General features: G+C 36.6%; 1 protein-coding gene and 1 pseudogene. Both read right to left on the bottom strand.

Translation table 11 applies throughout. From position 1 onward, the window contains the following. Positions 1-287: pseudogene (locus ACFO5T_RS13920) on the bottom strand (IS3 family transposase); the annotation flags it as partial. A 95-nt stretch (positions 288-382) separates the two neighbouring features. Continuing rightward, positions 383-553, bottom strand: coding sequence for a transposase (locus tag ACFO5T_RS13915; protein WP_380035585.1), 171 nt, complete (start codon positions 551-553; stop codon positions 383-385). Positions 554-560: the final 7 nt, after the last annotated feature.

The raw sequence follows: 560 nt of genomic DNA, 5'->3' as shown, positions 1-560 counted from the left end.
TCAGTGAGTGCATCACTCATAAAATCCATACTCCAGCATTCATTAAGTACAGAAGGTGTTTCTAAAGGTTGTTTTACACGTTTTACTAAACGTTTTTTGTGTTTACGCCTAAGACTAAGCTTCATATCACGATATACCCGTAATACACGCTTTCTATTCCATTTTAGACCTTCACGACGGATCTTGTAATAATATTCATCAAAACCACGAGTCGGATAGGATTCTGCTAGTTGAGTAAGTTTGTCAATTACTTCACTATCATCCTTTTTACTCTGGTAGTACCACATCGACCTGGTCAGACCAGCTACTTTACACGCTCTAACAATGGGTACAAGATATTCCTTGATGAGATATTTTGCTCGAACTATTTTGTCGGAAGGTCTTAGAACTTTTTTGACAGTATATCTTTGAGCATCTTATTATCTAAACTTACATCAGCATACATCTGTTTGAGTTTAAGGTTTTCTGCTTCTAGATCCTTCAGACGTTTGAGCTCCTGTTTTTCCATACCTCCATATTTCTTACGCCAATAGTAAAATGTACTCTTGTCAATTCCTAGT

This window comes from Dokdonia genika (genome assembly GCF_042652845.1).
GTDB lineage: Bacteria > Bacteroidota > Bacteroidia > Flavobacteriales > Flavobacteriaceae > Dokdonia > Dokdonia donghaensis.
The sequence above is the reverse complement of the archived record's forward strand: the minus strand, read 5'-3'. Positions and strand labels throughout refer to the sequence as shown.